The 18,506-nt window shown below is 70.6% G+C and carries 17 protein-coding genes; 1 reads left to right on the plus strand and 16 read right to left on the minus strand.

Going from position 1 to position 18,506, the window contains the following annotated elements; all coding sequences use genetic code 11:
- Nucleotides 1-176 precede the first annotated feature (176 nt).
- The 13 genes from nusB to ABZ848_RS30940 form a co-directional block, all read right to left on the minus strand.
- Entirely contained in the window at nt 177-611 is a 435-nt protein-coding gene (gene nusB, locus ABZ848_RS30880) for a transcription antitermination factor NusB (protein ID WP_360837197.1), read from the minus strand.
- Between the two features lie 2 nt (nt 612-613).
- Nucleotides 614-1,180 carry an elongation factor P gene (gene efp, locus ABZ848_RS30885; RefSeq protein WP_020117452.1) on the minus strand — a complete coding sequence of 189 codons (567 nt, stop codon included), beginning with the start codon at nt 1,178-1,180 and terminating at the stop codon, nt 614-616.
- Nucleotides 1,181-1,231: 51 nt separating this feature from the next.
- On the minus strand, nt 1,232-2,338 hold the full coding sequence (locus tag ABZ848_RS30890; protein ID WP_360837199.1) for an aminopeptidase P family protein: 1,107 nt from the start codon (nt 2,336-2,338) through the stop codon (nt 1,232-1,234).
- Nucleotides 2,339-2,490: 152 nt separating this feature from the next.
- Nucleotides 2,491-3,402, minus strand: coding sequence for a Pro-rich N-terminal domain-containing protein (locus ABZ848_RS30895; RefSeq protein ID WP_360837200.1), 912 nt, complete (start codon nt 3,400-3,402; stop codon nt 2,491-2,493).
- Nucleotides 3,403-3,567: 165 nt separating this feature from the next.
- On the minus strand, nt 3,568-4,659 hold the full coding sequence (gene aroB, locus ABZ848_RS30900; RefSeq protein WP_360837201.1) for a 3-dehydroquinate synthase: 1,092 nt from the start codon (nt 4,657-4,659) through the stop codon (nt 3,568-3,570).
- Nucleotides 4,656-5,174 carry a shikimate kinase gene (locus tag ABZ848_RS30905; RefSeq protein WP_360837203.1) on the minus strand — a complete coding sequence of 173 codons (519 nt, stop codon included), beginning with the start codon at nt 5,172-5,174 and terminating at the stop codon, nt 4,656-4,658. The genes aroB and ABZ848_RS30905 overlap by 4 nt, the downstream gene beginning before the upstream one ends.
- The gene (gene aroC / locus ABZ848_RS30910; protein ID WP_360837205.1) at nt 5,171-6,355 is read right to left on the minus strand and encodes a chorismate synthase; all 1,185 of its coding nucleotides are present in this window, start codon (nt 6,353-6,355) and stop codon (nt 5,171-5,173) included. Before aroC ends, ABZ848_RS30905 begins: the two co-directional genes overlap by 4 nt.
- A gap of 154 nt (nt 6,356-6,509) precedes the next feature.
- Nucleotides 6,510-7,325, minus strand: coding sequence for a shikimate dehydrogenase (locus tag ABZ848_RS30915; RefSeq protein WP_360837207.1), 816 nt, complete (start codon nt 7,323-7,325; stop codon nt 6,510-6,512).
- Nucleotides 7,325-8,986, minus strand: a complete 1,662-nt coding sequence (gene mltG / locus ABZ848_RS30920; protein ID WP_360837208.1) for an endolytic transglycosylase MltG — start codon at nt 8,984-8,986, stop codon at nt 7,325-7,327. Before mltG ends, ABZ848_RS30915 begins: the two co-directional genes overlap by 1 nt.
- A 123-nt stretch (nt 8,987-9,109) precedes the next feature.
- The gene (gene ruvX, locus ABZ848_RS30925) at nt 9,110-9,574 is read right to left on the minus strand and encodes a Holliday junction resolvase RuvX (RefSeq protein WP_360837209.1); all 465 of its coding nucleotides are present in this window, start codon (nt 9,572-9,574) and stop codon (nt 9,110-9,112) included.
- A 32-nt stretch (nt 9,575-9,606) separates the two neighbouring features.
- Nucleotides 9,607-12,279, minus strand: a complete 2,673-nt coding sequence (gene alaS, locus ABZ848_RS30930; RefSeq protein WP_360837211.1) for an alanine--tRNA ligase — start codon at nt 12,277-12,279, stop codon at nt 9,607-9,609.
- Complete coding sequence (locus tag ABZ848_RS30935) at nt 12,279-12,632, minus strand: hypothetical protein (RefSeq protein ID WP_360837212.1); 354 nt, start codon at nt 12,630-12,632, stop codon at nt 12,279-12,281. The genes alaS and ABZ848_RS30935 overlap by 1 nt, the downstream gene beginning before the upstream one ends.
- An 8-nt stretch (nt 12,633-12,640) precedes the next feature.
- A complete protein-coding gene (locus tag ABZ848_RS30940) occupies nt 12,641-13,096 on the minus strand; it encodes a DUF948 domain-containing protein (RefSeq protein WP_360837214.1) in 456 nt (151 codons plus the stop codon).
- A gap of 150 nt (nt 13,097-13,246) precedes the next feature.
- Between ABZ848_RS30940 and ABZ848_RS30945 the strand changes: the two genes are divergently transcribed.
- Nucleotides 13,247-15,400: a regulator gene (locus tag ABZ848_RS30945; RefSeq protein WP_360837216.1), complete on the plus strand. Its 2,154-nt coding sequence runs from the start codon at nt 13,247-13,249 to the stop codon at nt 15,398-15,400.
- A gap of 27 nt (nt 15,401-15,427) precedes the next feature.
- Here ABZ848_RS30945 and rpsD read toward each other — a convergent pair whose 3' ends face one another.
- The 3 genes from rpsD to ABZ848_RS30960 form a co-directional block, all read right to left on the minus strand.
- The gene (gene rpsD, locus ABZ848_RS30950; protein ID WP_242774931.1) at nt 15,428-16,042 is read right to left on the minus strand and encodes a 30S ribosomal protein S4; all 615 of its coding nucleotides are present in this window, start codon (nt 16,040-16,042) and stop codon (nt 15,428-15,430) included.
- Between the two features lie 295 nt (nt 16,043-16,337).
- Nucleotides 16,338-17,693, minus strand: a complete 1,356-nt coding sequence (locus ABZ848_RS30955; RefSeq protein WP_360837218.1) for a replication-associated recombination protein A — start codon at nt 17,691-17,693, stop codon at nt 16,338-16,340.
- Between the two features lie 56 nt (nt 17,694-17,749).
- A complete protein-coding gene (locus tag ABZ848_RS30960; protein ID WP_360837220.1) occupies nt 17,750-18,412 on the minus strand; it encodes a vitamin K epoxide reductase family protein in 663 nt (220 codons plus the stop codon).
- Nucleotides 18,413-18,506 lie beyond the last annotated feature (94 nt).

The raw sequence follows: 18,506 nt of genomic DNA on the forward strand, positions 1-18,506 counted from the left end.
GCGGGAGCGGAACGTGCCCGTGGTCGACGGGCGGGCCGTGCCGGGGATCCAGCACCCGGCCACCCCGGCGGCTTTCTGCGGCCTTCGGACACCTCGCGGGCACCGCCACGCCAGGGGGCCCGCAGCAGTCTCGCTGCGGGCCCCCTGGCAATGCCGTACCTCTTCGCCCGGACGTCCTAGGCCTCGTCCCGGCGGAGCGTCGGCTTGAGCTCCTTGAGCCGGCCCAGCAGGCCGTTGACGAAGGCGGGCGACTCGTCCGTGGAGAACTCCTTGGCGAGCTGCACCATCTCGTCGAGGACGACGGCGTCCGGGACCGCGTCGACCCAGATCAGCTCGTAGGCGCCCAGGCGCAGGATGTTGCGGTCCACGACCGGCATCCGGTCCAGCGTCCAGCCCACCGAGTACTGCGCGATCAGCTCGTCGATCCGCTTCGCCTGCTTGGCGTAGCCCTCGATCAGCTGCATCGTGTACTCGCTCACCGGCGGCTGCCGGGTGTCGTCCCGGGACAGCCGGATCCAGTCCGCGAGGACCGTCAGGACGTCCGCGCCGCGCTGGTCGCCCTCGAAGAGGATCTGGAAGGCGCGCTTGCGGGCCGTGTTGCGGGCAGCCACGGTTAGCTGTTCACCCGGCCGAGGTAGTCGCTGGTGCGGGTGTCGACCTTGATCTTCTCACCGGTGGTGATGAAGAGCGGGACCTGGATCTGGTGACCGGTCTCCAGGGTGGCGGGCTTGGTGCCGCCGGTGGAGCGGTCGCCCTGCAGGCCCGGCTCGGTCTCCTGGACGACGAGCTCGACGGCGGCCGGGAGCTCGACGAAGAGCACCTCGCCCTCGTGCTGCGCGACGGTCGCGGTGAAGCCCTCGATGAGGAAGTTGGCGGCGTCGCCGACGGCCTTGCGGTCGACCATCAGCTGGTCGTAGGTCTCCATGTCCATGAAGACGAAGTACTCGCCGTCCATGTACGAGAACTGCATGTCGCGCTTGTCGACAGTGGCCGTCTCGACCTTGACGCCGGCGTTGAACGTCTTGTCGACGACCTTGCCGGAGAGCACGTTCTTGAGCTTGGTGCGCACGAAGGCAGGGCCCTTGCCGGGCTTGACGTGCTGGAACTCGACGACGGACCAGAGCTGGCCGCCTTCGAGCTTGAGCACCAGGCCGTTCTTGAGGTCGTTCGTGGAAGCCACGGTTGCGGAATCTCCTGGACTGACGTGGACGACCCCGGCGCACGCCTCTGCCTAGAGGGCGAGCAGCTCCTTGGTCGTGATGGTGAGTAGCTCGGGTCCGCCGTCCGCCTCGGGGCGGACGACGAGCGTGTCATCGATCCGGACGCCGCCCCGGCCCGGGAGGTGGACCCCCGGTTCGACGGTGACCGGCACGCAAGCGTCCAGTTTACCCATGGCCGCAGGGGCCAGCTGCGGGTCCTCGTCGATTTCGAGCCCTACACCGTGTCCGGTCAGGGCGGGAAGTCCCTCGCCGTATCCCGCGGAGTCCAGCACCTGCCGTGCCGCGCGGTCCACGTCCCGGTAGGCCGCGCCGGGGGCCAGGCTCTCCCGCCCGGCGCGCTGGGCGGCGAAGACCAGGTCGTACAGCTCGATCTGCCAGTCCGCGGGCGAGGTGCCGATGACGAACGTACGGCCGATCTCGCAGCGGTAGCCGCGGTAGGTGGCGCCGAGGCAGACGGAGAGGAAGTCGCCCTCCTCGACGCGGCGGTCGGTGGGGCGGTGGCCTCGGCGGCCCGCGTTGGGGCCGGTGGCGACGGAGGTGGCGAAGGCGGGGCCGTCGGCGCCGTGGTCGACCAGGCGGCGTTCCAGTTCGAGGGCGAGGTGGCGTTCCGTGCGGCCGACGAGGATCGACTCCAGGAGTTCACCGAGGGCCTGGTCGGCGATCTCGGCGCCGATGCGGAGGGAGGAGATCTCCTCCTCGTCCTTCACCACCCTGAGCTGCTCCACCGCACCGCCGAGGTCCGCGACGCGGAGGCGGGGGGCGACGGAGCGGATGGCCCGGTACCGGGTGACCGTGAGGTGCTGCTCCTCCAGGGCGAGGGAGTCGGTGCCCTGGGCCGCGGCGAAGTCCGCGGCGGCGACGGCGGGGTCGCCGAAGGTGCCGGGCAGGGTCTGGATGCGGAGGGTCTCGTCGGGGCGGGCTTCTGTGGGGCGGTCCTCCGGGGGGCCTGCGCAGAGGAGCAGGTCCTCGGTCCTGCTCAGGAGTAGGACGGTGCCGTGTGGGGTTGGGCCGGCGAGGTAGCGGACGTTGGCCGGGTGGGAGACGAGCGCTGCCGCGTTGCCGGCGGCGTTGAACTGCTCCCTCAGCCGGGTTCGGCGGATTGCGTACATCTCGGACATGAGATGAGCGTAGGAGGGGTGGGGGTTTTGTGCCGGTTGGGAGGGTGCCGTTCGGGGGACGGGGTGCCGGGTGGTGTTGTGTGCCGGGTGCGGGTCATGGGGGCTGAGCGCGCAGTTCCCCGCGCCCCTTAGGGGCGTGCACTCATCCCTGGTTACCAGTTGGGTGGGCTTGCGATCGACCTTGCCAGTACGTCGTCCAGGACTCGGGCCGTCTGGGGGACGTCCAGTTGGCTGTTGTCGATGATCGGGAGGCCCGAGCCGTACCAGCCCGCCATGCGGCCGTGGATGCGGGCCACCTCCTCGTCGGTGAGGCGGCGGTTGCCGGCGCGTTGGGCGTTGCGTTCCAGGACTATTTCGAGGCCCGGGAGGAGGACCACCGGGAGGAGGCCGGGGCCCACGTGGCGTTTCCAGCCGCCCAGGCCCACCACCGGGCGGTCGGGGAAGACCGCGTCGTCGAGGATGCAGGAGATGCCGTTGGCCAGGAAGTTGCGGGCGGCGAAGCCGCAGGTGCGGCGGGCCAGGCGGTACTGGGCCTCGGAGTGGTCGTTCCAGCCCGACTGGGGGTCGGCGAAGCCCGAGCGGACCCATTCGCGTACGTCGTCGAGGCTGATGTGGGCGGTGGGGACACGGCGGTGGTCCGCCCAGTACTTGGCGACGCTCGTCTTGCCGGCGCCCGCGGGGCCGATCAGCAGGACCGCGAGGGTGGTGGTGGCCGGGTCGGGGGCCGCGGTGGTGGGCGGGGCGCTGGGCATGGCGACCGGGGCGCCGGACGGCAGCGGGACATGGCCGGTGGTGTCCGGGGCCGGTGGGGACGGTACGTGGTGGGGGGCGGGCTGGGGCGGGGCCGTGGGGGCTCCGGGGTAGCCAGGGGCGGGCGGCGGCGGAGGCACCGGGGCCGAACCCTGGTGCGACGGCGGCACGGAGCCCGGGGGCGGCGGCACGGGGGTCGGGCCCTGGTGGGGGCCCGGGTGACCCGGGTGGTGTGCGGCCGGCGTCCAGCCGGCGGCCGGTCCGTGCCCCGGCTGGTGGGGCGGCGGCAGCGGAGAACCCACTGCGTGCTGCATCCGGTGCCACTCCGTCTCGTACAGGCAATCGACGCTGGCAGCGGGGCATGCACCCCGCTCCCTACCGAACGGTACCTTCCCCGGCCGCCATTTGGTGAACGGCCGGGAACGGCCCTAAGTGCCCATGCCCGTAAGGCAAATCGGGCGGACGGCGCGCCGGCGGACTTACTCGCCCACTTCGCCGTACGCGGCGAGCAGCACGGCCGGGTCCGGGCCCTCCAGGACGGTCGGCTTGGCCAGGCCGTCCAGGACGATGAAGCGCAGCAGGTCGCCGCGGGACTTCTTGTCGACCTTCATCGCCTCCAGCAGCTTGGGCCACTGGTCGTAGCGGTAGTGGAGGGGAAGGCCGACGGCTTCGAGGATCGTGCGGTGGCGGTCGGCCGTGGCATCGTCCAACCTGCCCGCCAGGCGCCCGAGTTCGGCGGCGAAGTGCATGCCCACCGCGACCGCCGCGCCGTGCCGCCACTTGTAGCGCTCGTTCTTCTCGATCGCATGGCCCAGCGTGTGGCCGTAGTTGAGGATCTCCCGAAGGCCCGACTCCTTCAGGTCCGCCGAGACGACCTCGGCCTTGACCCGGATGGAGCGCTCGATGAGCTCGGCGGTGTGCGGGCCCGCCGGAGTGCGCGCCGCCTCGGGGTCGGACTCGACGAGGTCCAGGATCACGGGGTCTGCGATGAAACCGGCCTTGATGATCTCGGCGAGCCCGGAGACGTAGTCGTTGACCGGGAGGGAATCCAGCGCGGCCAGGTCGCACAGCACACCGGCCGGCGGGAAGAAGGCGCCGACGAGGTTCTTGCCCTCGGCGGTGTTGATGCCGGTCTTGCCGCCGACGGCCGCGTCCACCATCGCCAGGACGGTGGTGGGAATCGCGATCCAGCGCACTCCGCGCAGCCAGGTCGCGGCCACGAAACCGGCGAGGTCCGTGGTGGATCCGCCGCCGACGCCCACGATGACGTCGGTGCGGGTGAAGCCGGACTGGCCCAGCGCCTTCCAGCAGTAGGCGGCGACCTCGGCGGTCTTGGCCTCCTCCGCGTTCGGCACCTGGATGGCGACGGCCTCGTACCCCTGCCCGGCGAGGTCGGCGCGCAGCGCGTCACCGGTCTCGGCGAGCGCTTCGGGGTGGATCACGGCCACCCGCTTGGCCTTCTCCCCGATCAACCCACCGAGCTCGCCCAGCAGTTGACGGCCCACCAGGACCTCGTACGGGTCACTGCCGGCGGTCCCGCCGACCTGGATCCGGGTGACTGCCTCGCTCATGCTTCTTTCAACTCCAGTGCGTCGAGGGCGACTTGGGCGACCTCTTCTGGTGTACGGCCGTCAGTGGCCACCACCGCGGTCGCGACCTCCTCGTACAGCGCGCGCCGCGCCTCCATCAGCTCGCGCCACTGCTTGCGCGGGTTGACTGCGAGCAGCGGGCGCGCCTGGTTCAGGCCGGTGCGCTTGACCGCCTCCTCGACGTCCATCGAGAGGTAGAGCACCCGGTGCTCGGCGAGCAGCGCGCGCGTGTCCGGATCGAGGATGGAGCCGCCGCCCAGCGCCAGCACGCCGTCGTGCTCGGCGAGCGCCCGCTGCACGGCCCGCTTCTCGATGGCACGGAAGACCGGCTCGCCCTCGTCCACGAAGATCTCGGCGATGGTCCGGCCCTCGGCCGCGACGATGTCGTCATCGGTGTCCCGGTAGGCGACCCCGAGTCGCTCGGCCAGCAGCTCGCCGACAGTGGACTTGCCCACGCCCATCGGGCCGACCAGCACGACGACAGGCACTGCGCTCACCGGATGGCCAGGTTGTCGAGGTACGAGCGCACGTTGCGCCGGGTCTCGGTGACCGAGTCGCCGCCGAACTTCTCCGCGACCGCGTCCGCGAGGACCAGCGCGACCATCGCCTCGGCGACGATGCCCGCGGCCGGAACCGCCGACACGTCGGAGCGCTGGTGATGCGCCTGGGCGGCCTCACCGGTGGCCACGTCCACGGTCTGCAGGGCCCGCGGCACGGTCGCGATCGGCTTCATCGCGGCGCGGACCCTCAGCAGCTCACCCGTGGTCAGACCGCCCTCGGTGCCACCGGAGCGCCCGGAGACGCGCCGGATGCCCTCGGGGGTGTTGACGATCTCGTCGTGCGCCTTGGAGCCGGGGACCCGGGCCAGGTCGAAGCCGTCGCCGATCTCGACGCCCTTGATCGCCTGGATGCCCATCAGCGCACCGGCCAGCCGGGCGTCCAGCTTGCGGTCCCAGTGCACGTGCGAGCCCAGGCCCACCGGGACGTCGTACGCGAGCACCTCGACCACCCCGCCGAGGGTGTCACCGTCCTTGTGGGCCTGGTCGACCTCGGCCACCATCGCCTTCGACGCGTCCGCGTCCAGGCAGCGCAGCGGGTCGGCGTCCAGCCTCTCGACATCGGCCGGGGTCGGGTACACACCCGCCGGGGCCTTCACCGAGCACAGCTCGACGACATGGCTGACGATCTCGATGCCCGCCGTCTCCTTGAGGTATGAACGAGCCACGGCGCCGAGCGCCACGCGGGCCGCGGTCTCCCGGGCCGAGGCGCGCTCCAGGATCGGGCGGGCCTCGTCGAAGCCGTACTTCTGCATGCCCGCCAGGTCGGCGTGACCGGGGCGCGGGCGGGTCAGCGGGGCGTTGCGGGCCAGGCCCGCGAGGATCTCCGGGTCGATGGGGTCGGCCGCCATGACCTGCTCCCACTTGGGCCACTCGGTGTTGCCCACCATGATCGCGACCGGCGAACCGAGGGTCAGGCCGTGCCGCACACCGCCGAGGAAGGTGACCTCGTCGCGCTCGAACTTCATGCGCGCGCCGCGTCCATAGCCGAGCCGGCGCCGGGCCAGGTGGTCCGCCACCATCTCCGTGGTGATCGGCACGCCGGCGGGAAGGCCCTCCAGCGTCGCCACGAGTGCGGGACCGTGGGACTCCCCCGCGGTCAGCCAGCGCAACCTGCTCAACGGTGCTCCTCAGTGCTCGCGCCCTGGTACTGCCCTGCGTACGCACGTCCTCGCGTACGGCGACGGCTCGACCAGGTGCGCGGCCCTGGCCCGCCACCCCCGATCCTCCCACGTCCGGGCGGCGGCTCAGATCCGAGTCCGGCAAACGGACAGATCAGGCCAGCTGTGCGGCCTCGCGCATCGCGGCCAGCGGCGACCGGGGGTCCCCGGTGAACTGACGGAACTGGAAGACGGCCTGGTGGACCAGCAGATCGAGGCCGCTCAGGATGTGCCCGCCGCGCTGCTGCCAGGCGGCGGCGAGCGGCGTGGGCCAGGGCTCGTAGAGCACGTCGAAGAGAGTGCCGACCTGGGCGGGAAGCCGCTCGGCCAGCTCGTCGGTACCCCCGGCGGGCGTCGTCGAGATCACCAGGGGCGCCTCGAAGGCCCGTACCGCGTCGGCCCAGTCCGCCGGCCGGACCTGGACCCCGAGCCGCTCCCCCCACTGCCGCATCTCGGCGGCGCGCCGCTCGCTGCGCACGTACACGGTCACCTCACCGGTGCAGACACGGGCGAGTGCGGCGAGGGCGGAGGAGGCGGTGGCGCCGGCGCCCAGAATGGCCGCCGACTCGGTCTTCTCGACGCCCTTCTCGTGCAGCGCGGCGACCAGGCCGGGGATGTCGGTGTTGTCGCCGACCTTGCTTCCGTCGGGCCGGAAGACCACGGTGTTGACGGCCTCGACGGAGGCCGCCGTGTCGGTGATCTCGTCGAGCAGCGGTATGACCGCCCGCTTGAGCGGCATGGTCAGGGACAGCCCCGCCCACTCCGGTCCGAGCCGCTCGAAGAATCCGGGCAGCGCGGCCTCGTCGATCTCGAACCTGTCGTACGACCAGTCGTCCAGGCCGAGCGCCCGGTACGCCGCGTTGTGCAGCTGCGGCGACAGGGAGTGGGCGATGGGCGAGCCGAGCACGGCCGCCCGTCGGGTTGCTGCCATCAGTTCTTGTTCCTCGACGCGTTGAACTCCTCGACGAGTCTGTTGTGCTCGGCGAGGGTCTTCGTGAACTTGCTGGTCTTGCCGTCCAGCGAGATGAAGTAGTACCAGCCGTCTTTCGTCGGGGCGAGCGCGCCCTTGAGCGCGTCCTCACCGGGGTTGTCGATGGGACCGGGAGGCAGGCCCTTGACGTAGTACGTGTTGTACGGGTTGTTGTACTTCCGCAGCTCGGAGATGCTCAGGTCGATCTTGCTCTGGTTCTTGATGTAGTTGTACGTCGAGTCGAACTCGAGCGAGCCGTAGGTCTCGGGGTTGCCGGGCTTGAGGCGGTTGTAGACCACCTCGGCCATCTTGCGGAAATCGTCGTGGCTGACACCCTCGGCCTGCACGAGGCTCGCCACGGTGAGCAGCTGCCAGGGGTTGTCGAGTCCGAGGCTCTTGGCCTTCTTCGTCAGGCCCAGTTCCTCGTACTTGTCGTTGGCGCGGGTGACCATCTCCTTGAGGACGGTCTCGGGCTTCTGGCCCTTGGCGGCCGCGTAGCTGGAGGGGTAGAGGAACCCTTCCAGCGGGTCCTTGACGTTGGCGTGGTCGAGCGCCCAGGAGGGCAGACCGAGCTTCTTGTAGTCCTGCTTGGCGACCTTGGCCGTGGTGCCGTCCGCCACCCCGAGGCTCTTGTCGATCAGCTCGTAGATCTTCGAGTTGCGCCAGCCCTCGGCGATAATCAGGTTGCTACGGCTCTTCGGGCTGAGCATCAGTTCGACCGCGCTCGCGGCCGACATCTGTTTCTCCAGCGTGTAGACGCCGTCCTGGATCGTCTTGCCCTTGGGGTTCGACTCCTGAGCGGACACGAACGCGTCGACGCTCTCGACGACGCCCGCCTCCTTCAGCTTCTGCCCGATGACATAGCCGCCGGCGCCCTTCGGGATGACCACCTGGACCTTCGACCCGTTGCCGTCGCCCGCGTAGTCCGGGGCCGGGCCGAAACGATTTTGGTAGAACTGCCAGCCGAAATAGCCGACGCCGCCGAGGCCGCCGCCGAAGACCAGCACGAGCACCAGACAGGCGCAGCCGTTGCGGCTCTTCTTCTTGGGCTTCTTGCCGCCGCGGGCCTTGCGGCCGGCCCGCGGGTCGTCGTCCTCGTCCGCCTCGTCGTCGTTGTCGTCGCCGCCCGCGAAGAAGGCGTGTTCGCCCTGGTCGGGGCCCGGGTCCCAGTCGGTCTGCGGCGGTTCGGGCTCGGCCTGCCTGCGGCTCGGCGGTTCGGGCGGCGGGTAGGCGTCCGGGGTGCCGTAGTAGTCGTCACCACCGCCGTAGGCGGCGGCCTGCTGGGCGTACGGGTCCTGGGGGTCCGTGTACTGGACATGCGTGTGCGTGCCCTGGCCCCAGCCCTGCTGGTCGTACGACTGCTGCTGGCCCTGACCTGCGTAGTACTGCTGGTCGTACTCCTGGTACTGCTGCTGGTACTGCTGCGCCTGACCGTATCCGGCCTGCTGGCCGTCGCCCCAGCCGCCGTACTGCTGCTGCGGCTGCTCTGGATAGTGCTGCGGCTGGCCGCCGTAGGGGGACTGCTGGCCGTTGGCCTGCTGCCCTCCCCATCCGTCGTCCCCGTAGTACGGGTCCTCCGGATGCCACGGTTCGGAGCCTTGGCCCCGGCCATACTCAGTCATCGATCCCCTAGAGCCGCGAGGCGGTGATCACGCGGCCCTTTCGGGCCTGCCATCGTTCCGCCTCTTTCTGTGCGGCGCCTGTTCGAACGCCGCCACATCGCGCGGAACGTTACCGTATCGCGATCAGATGACCACTTCGACGCCCTCGCCGGGTGCTTTACCTGACACCCGTTCGGATTCCAGGGCCTGCTGCAGGATGATCACAGCGGCTGCCTGGTCGATGACCGAGCGGCCCTTCTTGGCCTTCACGCCTGAGGCGCGCAGTCCCTGACTGGCCGTCACCGTGGTCATCCGCTCGTCGACCAGGCGGACGGGGATCGGTTTGATGCCCTTGGCCAGCTCCTGCGCGAAGGCCCGAACCTTTACCGCGGCCGGGCCCTCGCCCCCCTTGAGGGAGCGAGGGAGTCCGACGACGACCTCGATCGGCTCGTACTCCTCGACCAGCTGGCGCAGTCGGCGGTGGGCCTGGGGGATGTCCCGGCCGGGGACCGTCTCGACCGGTGTGGCGAGGATCCCGTCGGGGTCGCAGGAGGCGACCCCGATCCGGGCGTCCCCGACGTCGATCGCGAGCCGGCGGCCCCGGCGCATGGACCGGCCCTCCCCGGTCTGGCCCTCGCCGGTCACTTGGCCGTGTCCGCCACGAGACGCTCGACCGCGTCGACGGCCTCGCCGATCGCGGCCGGGTTCTGGCCGCCGCCCTGGGCGACGTCCGGCTTGCCTCCACCGCCGCCGCCGAGGGTCTTGGCGGCCGTGCGGACCAGGTCACCGGCCTTGAGACCGCGCTCGCGGGCGGGTTCGTTGGTCGCGATGACCGTGAGGGGCTTGCCGTTGTTGACCGTGAAGACGGCCACGACCGCGGCCCGTCCGCCCTGGATGCGGCCGCGCACGTCGAGGACCAGCCTGCGCAGGTCGTCGGGGGTCGTACCGTCCGGGACCTGACCGGTGACGACCGCGATGCCGCGGACGTCCTTGGCGGACTCGGCGAGTCCGGCGGCGGCCTGCAGCACCTTCTCGGCGCGGAACTTCTCGATCTCCTTCTCGGCGTCCTTCAGCTTGCCGAGCATCGAGGAGACCTTCTCGGGGAGTTCCTCCGAGCGGCCCTTGAGCAGCTCGGTCAGCTGGTTGACGACCGTGTGCTCGCGGGCGAGGAAGTTGTAGGCGTCCACACCGACGAGGGCCTCGATACGGCGGACACCCGAGCCGATCGACGATTCGCCGAGCAGCTTCACCAGGCCCAGCTGGGCGGTGTTGTGGACGTGCGTGCCGCCGCACAGCTCCTTGGAGAAGTCGCCGATGGTCACCACGCGGACCCGCTCGCCGTACTTCTCGCCGAACTCGGCGATGGCGCCCTGCTTCTTGGCCTCGTCGATGCCCATGATGTCGGCGCGGACGTCGAGGTCGCGGGCGAGGACCTCGTTGATCTGCTGCTCGACGTCGCTCATCACGGCCGTCGGCACGGCGGACGGCGAACCGAAGTCGAAGCGGAAGCGGCCCGGCTGGTTCTCGGAACCGGCCTGGGCGGCCGTCGGCCCGAGCGCGTCACGCAGCGCCTGGTGGGTGAGGTGCGTGGCGGAGTGGGCGCGGGCGATGGCCTTGCGGCGACGGGCGTCGATGGAGGCGACGGCCTTGGCGCCGACGGTGACCTCGCCGACCTGGACGACGCCCTTGTGGACGTAGACGCCCGGGACCGGCTTCTGGCAGTCGCGGATCTCGATGACGGCACCGGAGTCGACCTTGATCTTGCCGGTGTCGCCGATCTGGCCGCCGCCCTCGGCGTAGAAGGGGGTGCGGTCGAGGACGATCTCGACCTCGTCGCCCTCGGTGGCGGCCGGCGAGGAGGTGCCGTCGACGAGGATGCCGACGACGGTGGACTCGCCCTCGGTGTCGGAGTAGCCGATGAAGTCGGTCTCGCCGACCTTGTCCGCGATCTCGCGGTAGGCGCCGGCGCCGGCGTGGCCGGTCTTCTTGGCCTGGGCGTCGGCCTTGGCGCGCTCCCGCTGCTCCTTCATCAGGCGGCGGAAGCCGTCCTCGTCCACGGAGAGGCCCTGCTCGGCGGCCATCTCCAGGGTGAGGTCGATCGGGAAGCCCCAGGTGTCGTGGAGCAGGAACGCCTTGTCACCGGCGAGGACCGTGCCGCCGGACTCCTTGGTCTCGGTGACGGCGGTGTCGAGGATGTTGGTGCCGGCCTTGAGTGTCTTGAGGAAGGCGTTCTCCTCGGCGACGGCGACCTTCTCGATGCGCTCGCGGTCGGTGACGAGCTCCGGGTACTGCTGGCCCATCATCGCGATCACGGTGTCGATGAGGTCGAGGACGACCGGGCCGGTGGCGCCGAGCAGACGCATGTTGCGGATGGCGCGGCGCATGATGCGGCGCAGGACGTAGCCGCGGCCCTCGTTGCCGGGAGTCACGCCGTCGCCGATGAGCATCACCGACGTACGCATGTGGTCCGTGACGACGCGCAGCGAGACGTCCGAGGCGTGGGCGTCGCCGTAGTGGACGCCGGTCAGCTCGGTGGCCTTCTTGATGACGGCCATCGAGGTGTCGATCTCGTACATGTTCTGCACGCCCTGCAGAATCATGGCGAGACGCTCCAGGCCGAGGCCCGTGTCGATGTTCTTGCTGGGGAGCTCGCCGAGGATCTCGAAGTTGTCCTTGCCGATGCCCTCGCCGCGCTCGTACTGCATGAAGACGAGGTTCCAGATCTCCACGTACCGCTCGTCGTTGACGGCCGGTCCGCCCTCGACGCCGAACTCCGGGCCGCGGTCGTAGTTGATCTCGGAACAGGGGCCGCACGGACCCGGGACGCCCATGGACCAGTAGTTGTCCTTCATGCCGAGGCGCTGGATGCGCTCCTTCGGCACGCCGACGACCTCGTGCCAGATGCGCTCGGCCTCGTCGTCGTCCTTGTAGACGGTGATCCAGAGGCGGTCGGCCTCAAGGCCGTAACCACCCTTGTCCTGGGGGCTGGTGAGCAGCTCCCAGGCGTACTTGATGGCGCCTTCCTTGAAGTAGTCGCCGAAGGAGAAGTTGCCGCACATCTGGAAGAACGTGCCGTGCCGGGTGGTCTTGCCGACCTCTTCGATGTCCGGGGTGCGCACGCACTTCTGGACGCTGGTGGCGCGGTCGAAGGGCGGCTTGACCTCACCCAGGAAGTAGGGCTTGAAGGGCACCATGCCGGCCGGGACGAGGAGCAGAGTCGGGTCGTCCGCGATGAGCGACGCCGAAGGGACGACGGTGTGCCCGCGCTCCTCGAAGAAGCTCAGCCAGCGGCGGCGAATCTCGGCCGACTCCATCAGTGGTCCTCATTCCGGTTGTACGAGTACGTCTGGTACGTCGAGCCCTCGACGTACTTCGGGCTGTTGCGGTTCTCGATGGCGGTGTACCGCCGGGCGGCGGGGAGTTCGGGGGCCACGTTGATACCGAGGGCCTCGCCGAGCTCGTCCTCCCGCTGGGCCATGTTGTCGCGGACGTCCAGCGCGAAGCCGACCGCGCGGTCCTTGAGCCGGTGACCGGCGTCGATGGCCTTGTTGGCGGCGGTGACGGCGAGGTTCTGAGGCGTCAGCTGCTTCAGCTTGCGGTTGACCTTGGTGGTGGCCCACACACCGGCGGCGACACCCGTGGTGAACCAGAACGTACGGCGGAACATCGGTCGGCTCAGTCCCTCTTCCCGCGGTTCTCGCGATCCTTGCGCTTCTCCCGCCGCGACGCCGGGACCGTCCGGCCCACGATCACGGTACGCCGGGACTCCTTGGCGGGCACGTCCTCCCGGCGGGCGCCCAGGGCCCGGCGGACGCCGTAGCCGAAGGCCGCGACCTTGACCAGGGGGCCACCGAAGGTGGAGGCGACGGTGGTCGACAGCGCCGACGCGTTCGACGTGACCTCCTGGACGTCCGTCGCGATCGCGTCCACCCGGTCGATCTGCGTCTGCGCGGAGCGCACCGCCGCGGAGGCGTCGGCCAGCAGCGGGACGGCCTGGTCGGTCACGTCCGCCACCAGCTTGGTGGTCGCCTTGAGCGTCTGGGCCACCCTCGCCAGCGCGACGGCGAGGAAGGAGACCAGGATCGCCCAGAAGACGGCCACCAGGATCCCGGCCACCTCTCCACCGGACACCTGGCACCTGCTCTCATGAACACCTGTAGATAACGGTGCCGAGCCTATCGCGCCGGGAACGGCGCTCCGCACCGGATTACCCTCCGCACGCGGCCGAGTTGCGCGAAGCGATTGTACGGACTGAATACGGTTCAGTACGCTCCGTATTCCATGCGGGATCATCAGCGCGGCGGCGGCTTCGCCAACGGCAATCTGCCCCTGGAGCTCAACGCCTTCGTCGGACGTGCGGCCGAACTGGCCGGGCTGGCACGGGCGCTCGACGCCGCACGGCTGGTGACCGTCACCGGGCCGGGCGGGGTCGGCAAGTCACGGCTCGCGGCCCGGGCGGCCGCGCGGTGCGCGCCGCTCGACGGGGTGTGGCGGGTGGAGCTGGCGCCGGTGCGCGACGCGGAGTTCGTCGACTACGCCGTCGTAGAAACCCTCGGTCTGAAGGATCACACGACCCGGCTGCCGCGCGAGACGCTGCTCGCGCATCTCGCCGAGCGGCAACTCCTGTTGGTTCTGGACGGGTTCGAGCATCTGGTGGACGAGTGTGCCGGGCTGGTGGCCGAGCTGCTGCGCGAGCTGCCCGGGCTGCGGGTGCTCGCGGTGGGGCGCCGCCCGCTGACGGTGGCGGGTGAGCGGGTGTTCCCGCTGGCGCCGCTGGGCGAACAGGACGCGGTCGAGCTGCTGCGCGAGCGGGCGGCGCAGCACGGGCCGGTGCCGGTGGACGGTCCGGAGGTACGGGAGCTGTGCCGGCGCCTCGACGGGATCCCCCTCGCTGTCGAGCTGGCGGCGGGGCGGCTGCGGGCGCTGTCGCCCGGGCAGTTGCTGGACCGGCTCGACGACCGGTTCCGGCTGCTGACCGGCGGCGGCCGGGACGTGCTCCCCCGCCACCAGACGCTGCGCACGGCGATCGGCTGGAGCCATGAACTGTGCACCCCGCGCGAGCGGCTGCTCTGGTCGCGTCTTTCGGTGTTCGCCGGGCCGTTCGAGCTGGAGGCCGTGGAGTACGTGTGCAGCGGGCACGGGCTGGACGCCGACGACGTCCTCGACGTGCTCGGCGAGCTGCTCGCGCAGTCGGTGCTCGGCCGCGAGGAGACACCGGTGGGCACCCGCTACCGCATGCTCGACACGGTCCGGGCGTACGGCGCCGAGTGGCTGGAGGCGACGGGGGACGCGGCCCGGCTCAGGCGGCGGCACCGGGACTGGTACCTGGGCCTCGCGACCTGGTGCGAGCTGGACTGGTTCTCGCCGCGCCAGGCCGAGGTGGCCGCACGGGTGGAGGCGGAGCTGCCGAACCTGCGGTGCGCGCTCGAACACTGCCTGAGCGAGCCCGGCGAGGCGCATCTGGGCCAGTACCTGGCGGGCTCGCTGTGGTTCTACTGGGCGGGCTGCGGGCGGCTGTCGGAGGGGCGGCACTGGCTGGAGCAGGTCGTCCAGCTGGACTCGGGCCACGAGCAGTCCCGGCTGAAGGCGCTGTGGGTGCTCGGTTACGTCGCGATCCTCCAGGGCGACAGCGTGCCCGCGCTGGCCGCGCTCGCCGAGTGCCGCGAGGAGGCGGAGCGCTCGGCCGACCCTATGGCGCTCGCGTACGCGGAGCACCGCACGGGCTGTCTCGCCCTGGTCACGGACGACATGCCGCGCGCGGAAACGCTGCTGCGCTCGGCCCTCGACCGCTACCAGGAGATCGGCGAGCTCAACAGCAACGTCCTGATGGGGCAGGTCGAGCTGGCGATGGCGCGGGCCTTCCAGGGCGATCTGCCGGGCGCGGTGCGGATGTGCGAGGACGTGCGCCGGGTCTGCGAGGACCACGGCGAGCGCTGGACCCGCTCGTACGCGCTGTTCGTCCTGGCGTACGCGGCCTGGGCCGAGGGCGATCCGGCCGCGGCCCGTGCCCTGCTCACCGACTGCCTGGGCAGCGCGCACGCGTTCCACGACCTGCTCGGCTCGGTGCTGGCGGTGGAGCTGCTGGCCCTGGTCACGGTGGTGGAGGGCGATGCCGCCGAGGCCGCGGTGCTGCAGGGCGCGGCGGGGCGGATGTGGCCGTCGGTGGGGCTGCCGCTGTTCGGCTCGGCGTACTACAACGCCCCGCACGAGCTGTGCGAGGCGACGGCCCGGGAGCGGCTGGGCGACGAGCGGTACGAGGAGTGCGTACGGGAGGGTGCGCGGCTGGTGCGGGAGGCTGCGGTGTCCCGGGCGCTGGAGCGGCGGCTGGACGCGCTGCCGGCGCCGCGCGGGCCGGTGCGGCACACGAGGGCAACCGTGCAGATGCACGAACCCGCCGCCTCCCGTGCCCGGAAGGGCGGGGAGACGGCGGGCTGAGGTGGTGCTACCGCCTGCTGAGGATGATCAGCGGGCGTAGTACTCGACGACGAGCTGCTCGTCGCAGATGACCGGAACTTCCTTGCGGTTCGGCTCACGGTCCAGGCGGAACGCCAGGGCCTTGAGGTTCACCTGCAGGTAGCGGGGGGTCTCACCGTCGGCCGCGAAGCCACCCTCGCGGGCGATCTCGAACAGCGGCTTCTGGCGGCTGCGCTCGCGGACCATCACGACGTCGTCGGGACGGACGCGGAACGAGGGCTTGTCGACCTTCTGGCCGTTGACCTCGATGTGGCCGTGAACGACCATCTGACGGGCCTGGTAGATGGTGCGGGCGATGCCCGAACGCAGGACCAGGGCGTCGAGACGGCGCTCGAGCTCCACGATCAGGGCCTCACCGGTCTTGCCCTGCACCTTGGAGGCACGCTCGTAGGCGCGGACCAGCTGGCGCTCGGAGATGTCGTACTGCGCGCGCAGACGCTGCTTCTCCAGCAGACGGACCTTGTAGTCCGAGTTCTGCTTGCGGCCACGGCCGTGCTCACCCGGCGGGTAGGGGCGGGCCTCGAAGTACTTGACGGCCTTCGGGGTCAGCGCGATGCCGAGGGCACGCGACTTCTTGACCTTGGGGCGGGACTGATTCGCCACTGTTTCTCGTTTCCTTGTTTTCGGCTCGTCAGGGTTGAGGGAGGTCGCATCCGCAGCCGGGGAAACCCGCCGGGTCCTTTGACGGACCTGGTGGGCAGCCGCTCCCTGGTCTGGGCACATACGTGCAGCACGCGAGTGGCCCACCGACCGGTCCCGTCGTACGACGAGTGGTGGTGGGCTGCCCGCGACACCAATCGAACGGTGCGCGACGCTCCTGGAACCCGCTGGGGGTTCCGGCTGACCGTCCCGTTCTGACAGCACGGGACACAGCACTCCGAGGGATTCTACAGGGTGCTCAGGACCGCTTCCGACCGAGGTGCTTCCTGGTCCACTCGACGGCGTCCGCGTACCGCGTCTCCGCCCCGTGCCGGGTCGGCGCGTAGTACTCGCGGTCCTTGAGGGCGTCCGGCGCGTACTGCTGCTCGGCGATCCCCTCGGGCAGGTCGTGCGGATACACGTACCCCTGCGCGTGCCCGAGCTTGGCGGCCCCCTTGTAGTGCCCGTCGCGCAGATGCGGCGGCACCTGCCCGGCCATTCCCTTGCGTACGTCCTCCAGGGCGGCGCCGATCGCCATGGTCGCGGCGTTCGACTTCGGGGCCAGGGCGAGGGCGATGGTGGCGTGGCTGAGGGTGAGGGCGGCCTCGGGGAAGCCGATCATGGCGACGGCCTGGGCGGCGGCGACCGCGATCGGCAGGGCATTGGGGTCGGCCAGGCCGATGTCCTCGCTCGCGGAGATCATCAGGCGGCGGGCGATGAAGCGGGGGTCCTCGCCGGCCTCGATCATACGGGCCAGGTAGTGCAGGGCGGCGTCGACGTCCGAGCCCCTGATGGACTTGATGAGGGCGCTGGCGACGTCGTAGTGCTGGTCGCCGTCGCGGTCGTACTTGACCGCGGCCCGGTCGACGACCTCCTCCAGGGTGGTGAGGGAGATCTCCGTCTCGCCCGTGTCGAGGGCGGCGCCGGCGGCGGCCTCCAGGGCGGTCAGGGCTCGGCGGGCGTCGCCGCCGGCGATGCGCAGGAGGTGGTCCTCGGTGTCCTCGGGCAGGGCGACGGCGTCCTTCAGGCCGCGCTCGTCGCTCAGCGCGCGCTTGAGGAGCCCGCGGACGTCCTCGTCGGTGAGGGGTTCGAGGGTGAGGAGCAGGGAGCGGGACAGGAGCGGGGAGATCACCGAGAAGTACGGGTTCTCGGTCGTCGCCGCGATCAAGGTCACCCAGCGGTTCTCGACCGCGGGGAGCAGGGAGTCCTGCTGGGCCTTGCTGAAGCGGTGGATCTCGTCGAGGAAGAGGACGGTCTCCTTGCCGTATCCCCCGGTGGCGCGGCGGGCGCCGTCGATGACCGCGCGGACCTCCTTGACGCCCGCGGTGATCGCCGACAGCTCGACGAAGCGCTTGTTGGTGGCCTTCGAGACGACATAGGCGAGGGTGGTCTTGCCGGTGCCGGGCGGGCCCCAGAGGATCACCGAGGACGGGCCCGCCGGGCCGCCCGCGCCCTCGCCGACCAGTCGGCGCAGGGGCGAGCCGGGCTTGAGCAGGTGCTGCTGGCCCACCACCTCGTCGAGGGTGCGCGGGCGCATCCGCACCGCCAGGGGGCTCCCGGTCGGGTCCTTCTCCTGGCGTTCTTCGGCGGCGGCGGTGAACAGGTCGGGCTCCACGCTGAAACCCTAAATCACCGCACTGACAATCCCTCCGGGCCCTTGCAAAGACCGGGTCAGCTGGTCCAGAAGTCCCACCAGCGCGTGAGCACCAGCATGCCGATGATCCCGATGTGCAGGACCGGCACGACCCAGGTGAACTCGCCGAAGAAGCTCTTCAGCCAGCGCGGGGTCGGCAGGAAGTCGTTGCGGATGTTGAACGAGGTGACGTACCAGAACATCGTGATCGTCGCGACCCAGGCCAGCGAGCACCACAGGCACAGGGCGTTGATCCGGTACAGGGACTGGAACTGCAGCCAGGTGCAGAAGGCGACGCCGAAGAGCGTGCCGAAGTTGAAGGTGAGCCAGTACCAGCGCGGGAAGCGGGCGCGGGTCAGCAGGCTCACGCCGACACAGATGACGATGCCGTAGCAGACCAGGCCGAGCATCGGGTTGGGGAATCCGAAGGCGGCGGCCTGCTTGGACTCCATGACGCTGCCGCAGGAGACGACCGGGTTGAGGCTGCAGCCGGGCGTGTAGCTCTTGCCCGCGACCTTGGCCTCCAGCAGCTTGAACTTGTCGGCCGTGATGACCCACGCCGCGAGCAGGCCGGCCGCGCCGGTGATGATCAGCAGCAGCGAGAACGCACGGCTGCCGCCCACCGTCCGGGGCCCGTCGGGCGCGTGCTCCTCGGAGGGCTCGGGCTCGGTGGAGACGTCCTTGACTGTCGTCTTGCTCATCACGCCGATTCCGTCTGCTTGAGAGTTGGACCTTCTTCGGGCAGGGGCCATTGTGCCGCACTGGAGCCGCTGTCCACCGTTCGGTGGACATAAG

It is taken from the genome of Streptomyces sp. NPDC047081 (assembly GCF_040643775.1).
GTDB lineage: Bacteria > Actinomycetota > Actinomycetes > Streptomycetales > Streptomycetaceae > Streptomyces.

Excerpts from the sequence above, each read along its gene's own strand:
- ABZ848_RS30890 (WP_360837199.1), bottom strand. The coding sequence starts at position 2,338 with ATGTCCGAGATGTACGCAATCCGCCGAACCCGGCTGAGGGAGCAGTTC.
- ABZ848_RS30895 (WP_360837200.1), bottom strand. The coding sequence starts at position 3,402 with ATGCAGCACGCAGTGGGTTCTCCGCTGCCGCCGCCCCACCAGCCGGGG.
- aroB (WP_360837201.1), bottom strand. The coding sequence starts at position 4,659 with ATGAGCGAGGCAGTCACCCGGATCCAGGTCGGCGGGACCGCCGGCAGT.
- ABZ848_RS30915 (WP_360837207.1), bottom strand. The coding sequence starts at position 7,325 with ATGGCAGCAACCCGACGGGCGGCCGTGCTCGGCTCGCCCATCGCCCAC.
- mltG (WP_360837208.1), bottom strand. The coding sequence starts at position 8,986 with ATGACTGAGTATGGCCGGGGCCAAGGCTCCGAACCGTGGCATCCGGAG.
- ruvX (WP_360837209.1), bottom strand. The coding sequence starts at position 9,574 with ATGCGCCGGGGCCGCCGGCTCGCGATCGACGTCGGGGACGCCCGGATC.
- alaS (WP_360837211.1), bottom strand. The coding sequence starts at position 12,279 with ATGGAGTCGGCCGAGATTCGCCGCCGCTGGCTGAGCTTCTTCGAGGAG.
- ABZ848_RS30935 (WP_360837212.1), bottom strand. The coding sequence starts at position 12,632 with ATGTTCCGCCGTACGTTCTGGTTCACCACGGGTGTCGCCGCCGGTGTG.
- ABZ848_RS30945 (WP_360837216.1), top strand. The coding sequence starts at position 13,247 with ATGCGGGATCATCAGCGCGGCGGCGGCTTCGCCAACGGCAATCTGCCC.
- ABZ848_RS30960 (WP_360837220.1), bottom strand. The coding sequence starts at position 18,412 with ATGAGCAAGACGACAGTCAAGGACGTCTCCACCGAGCCCGAGCCCTCC.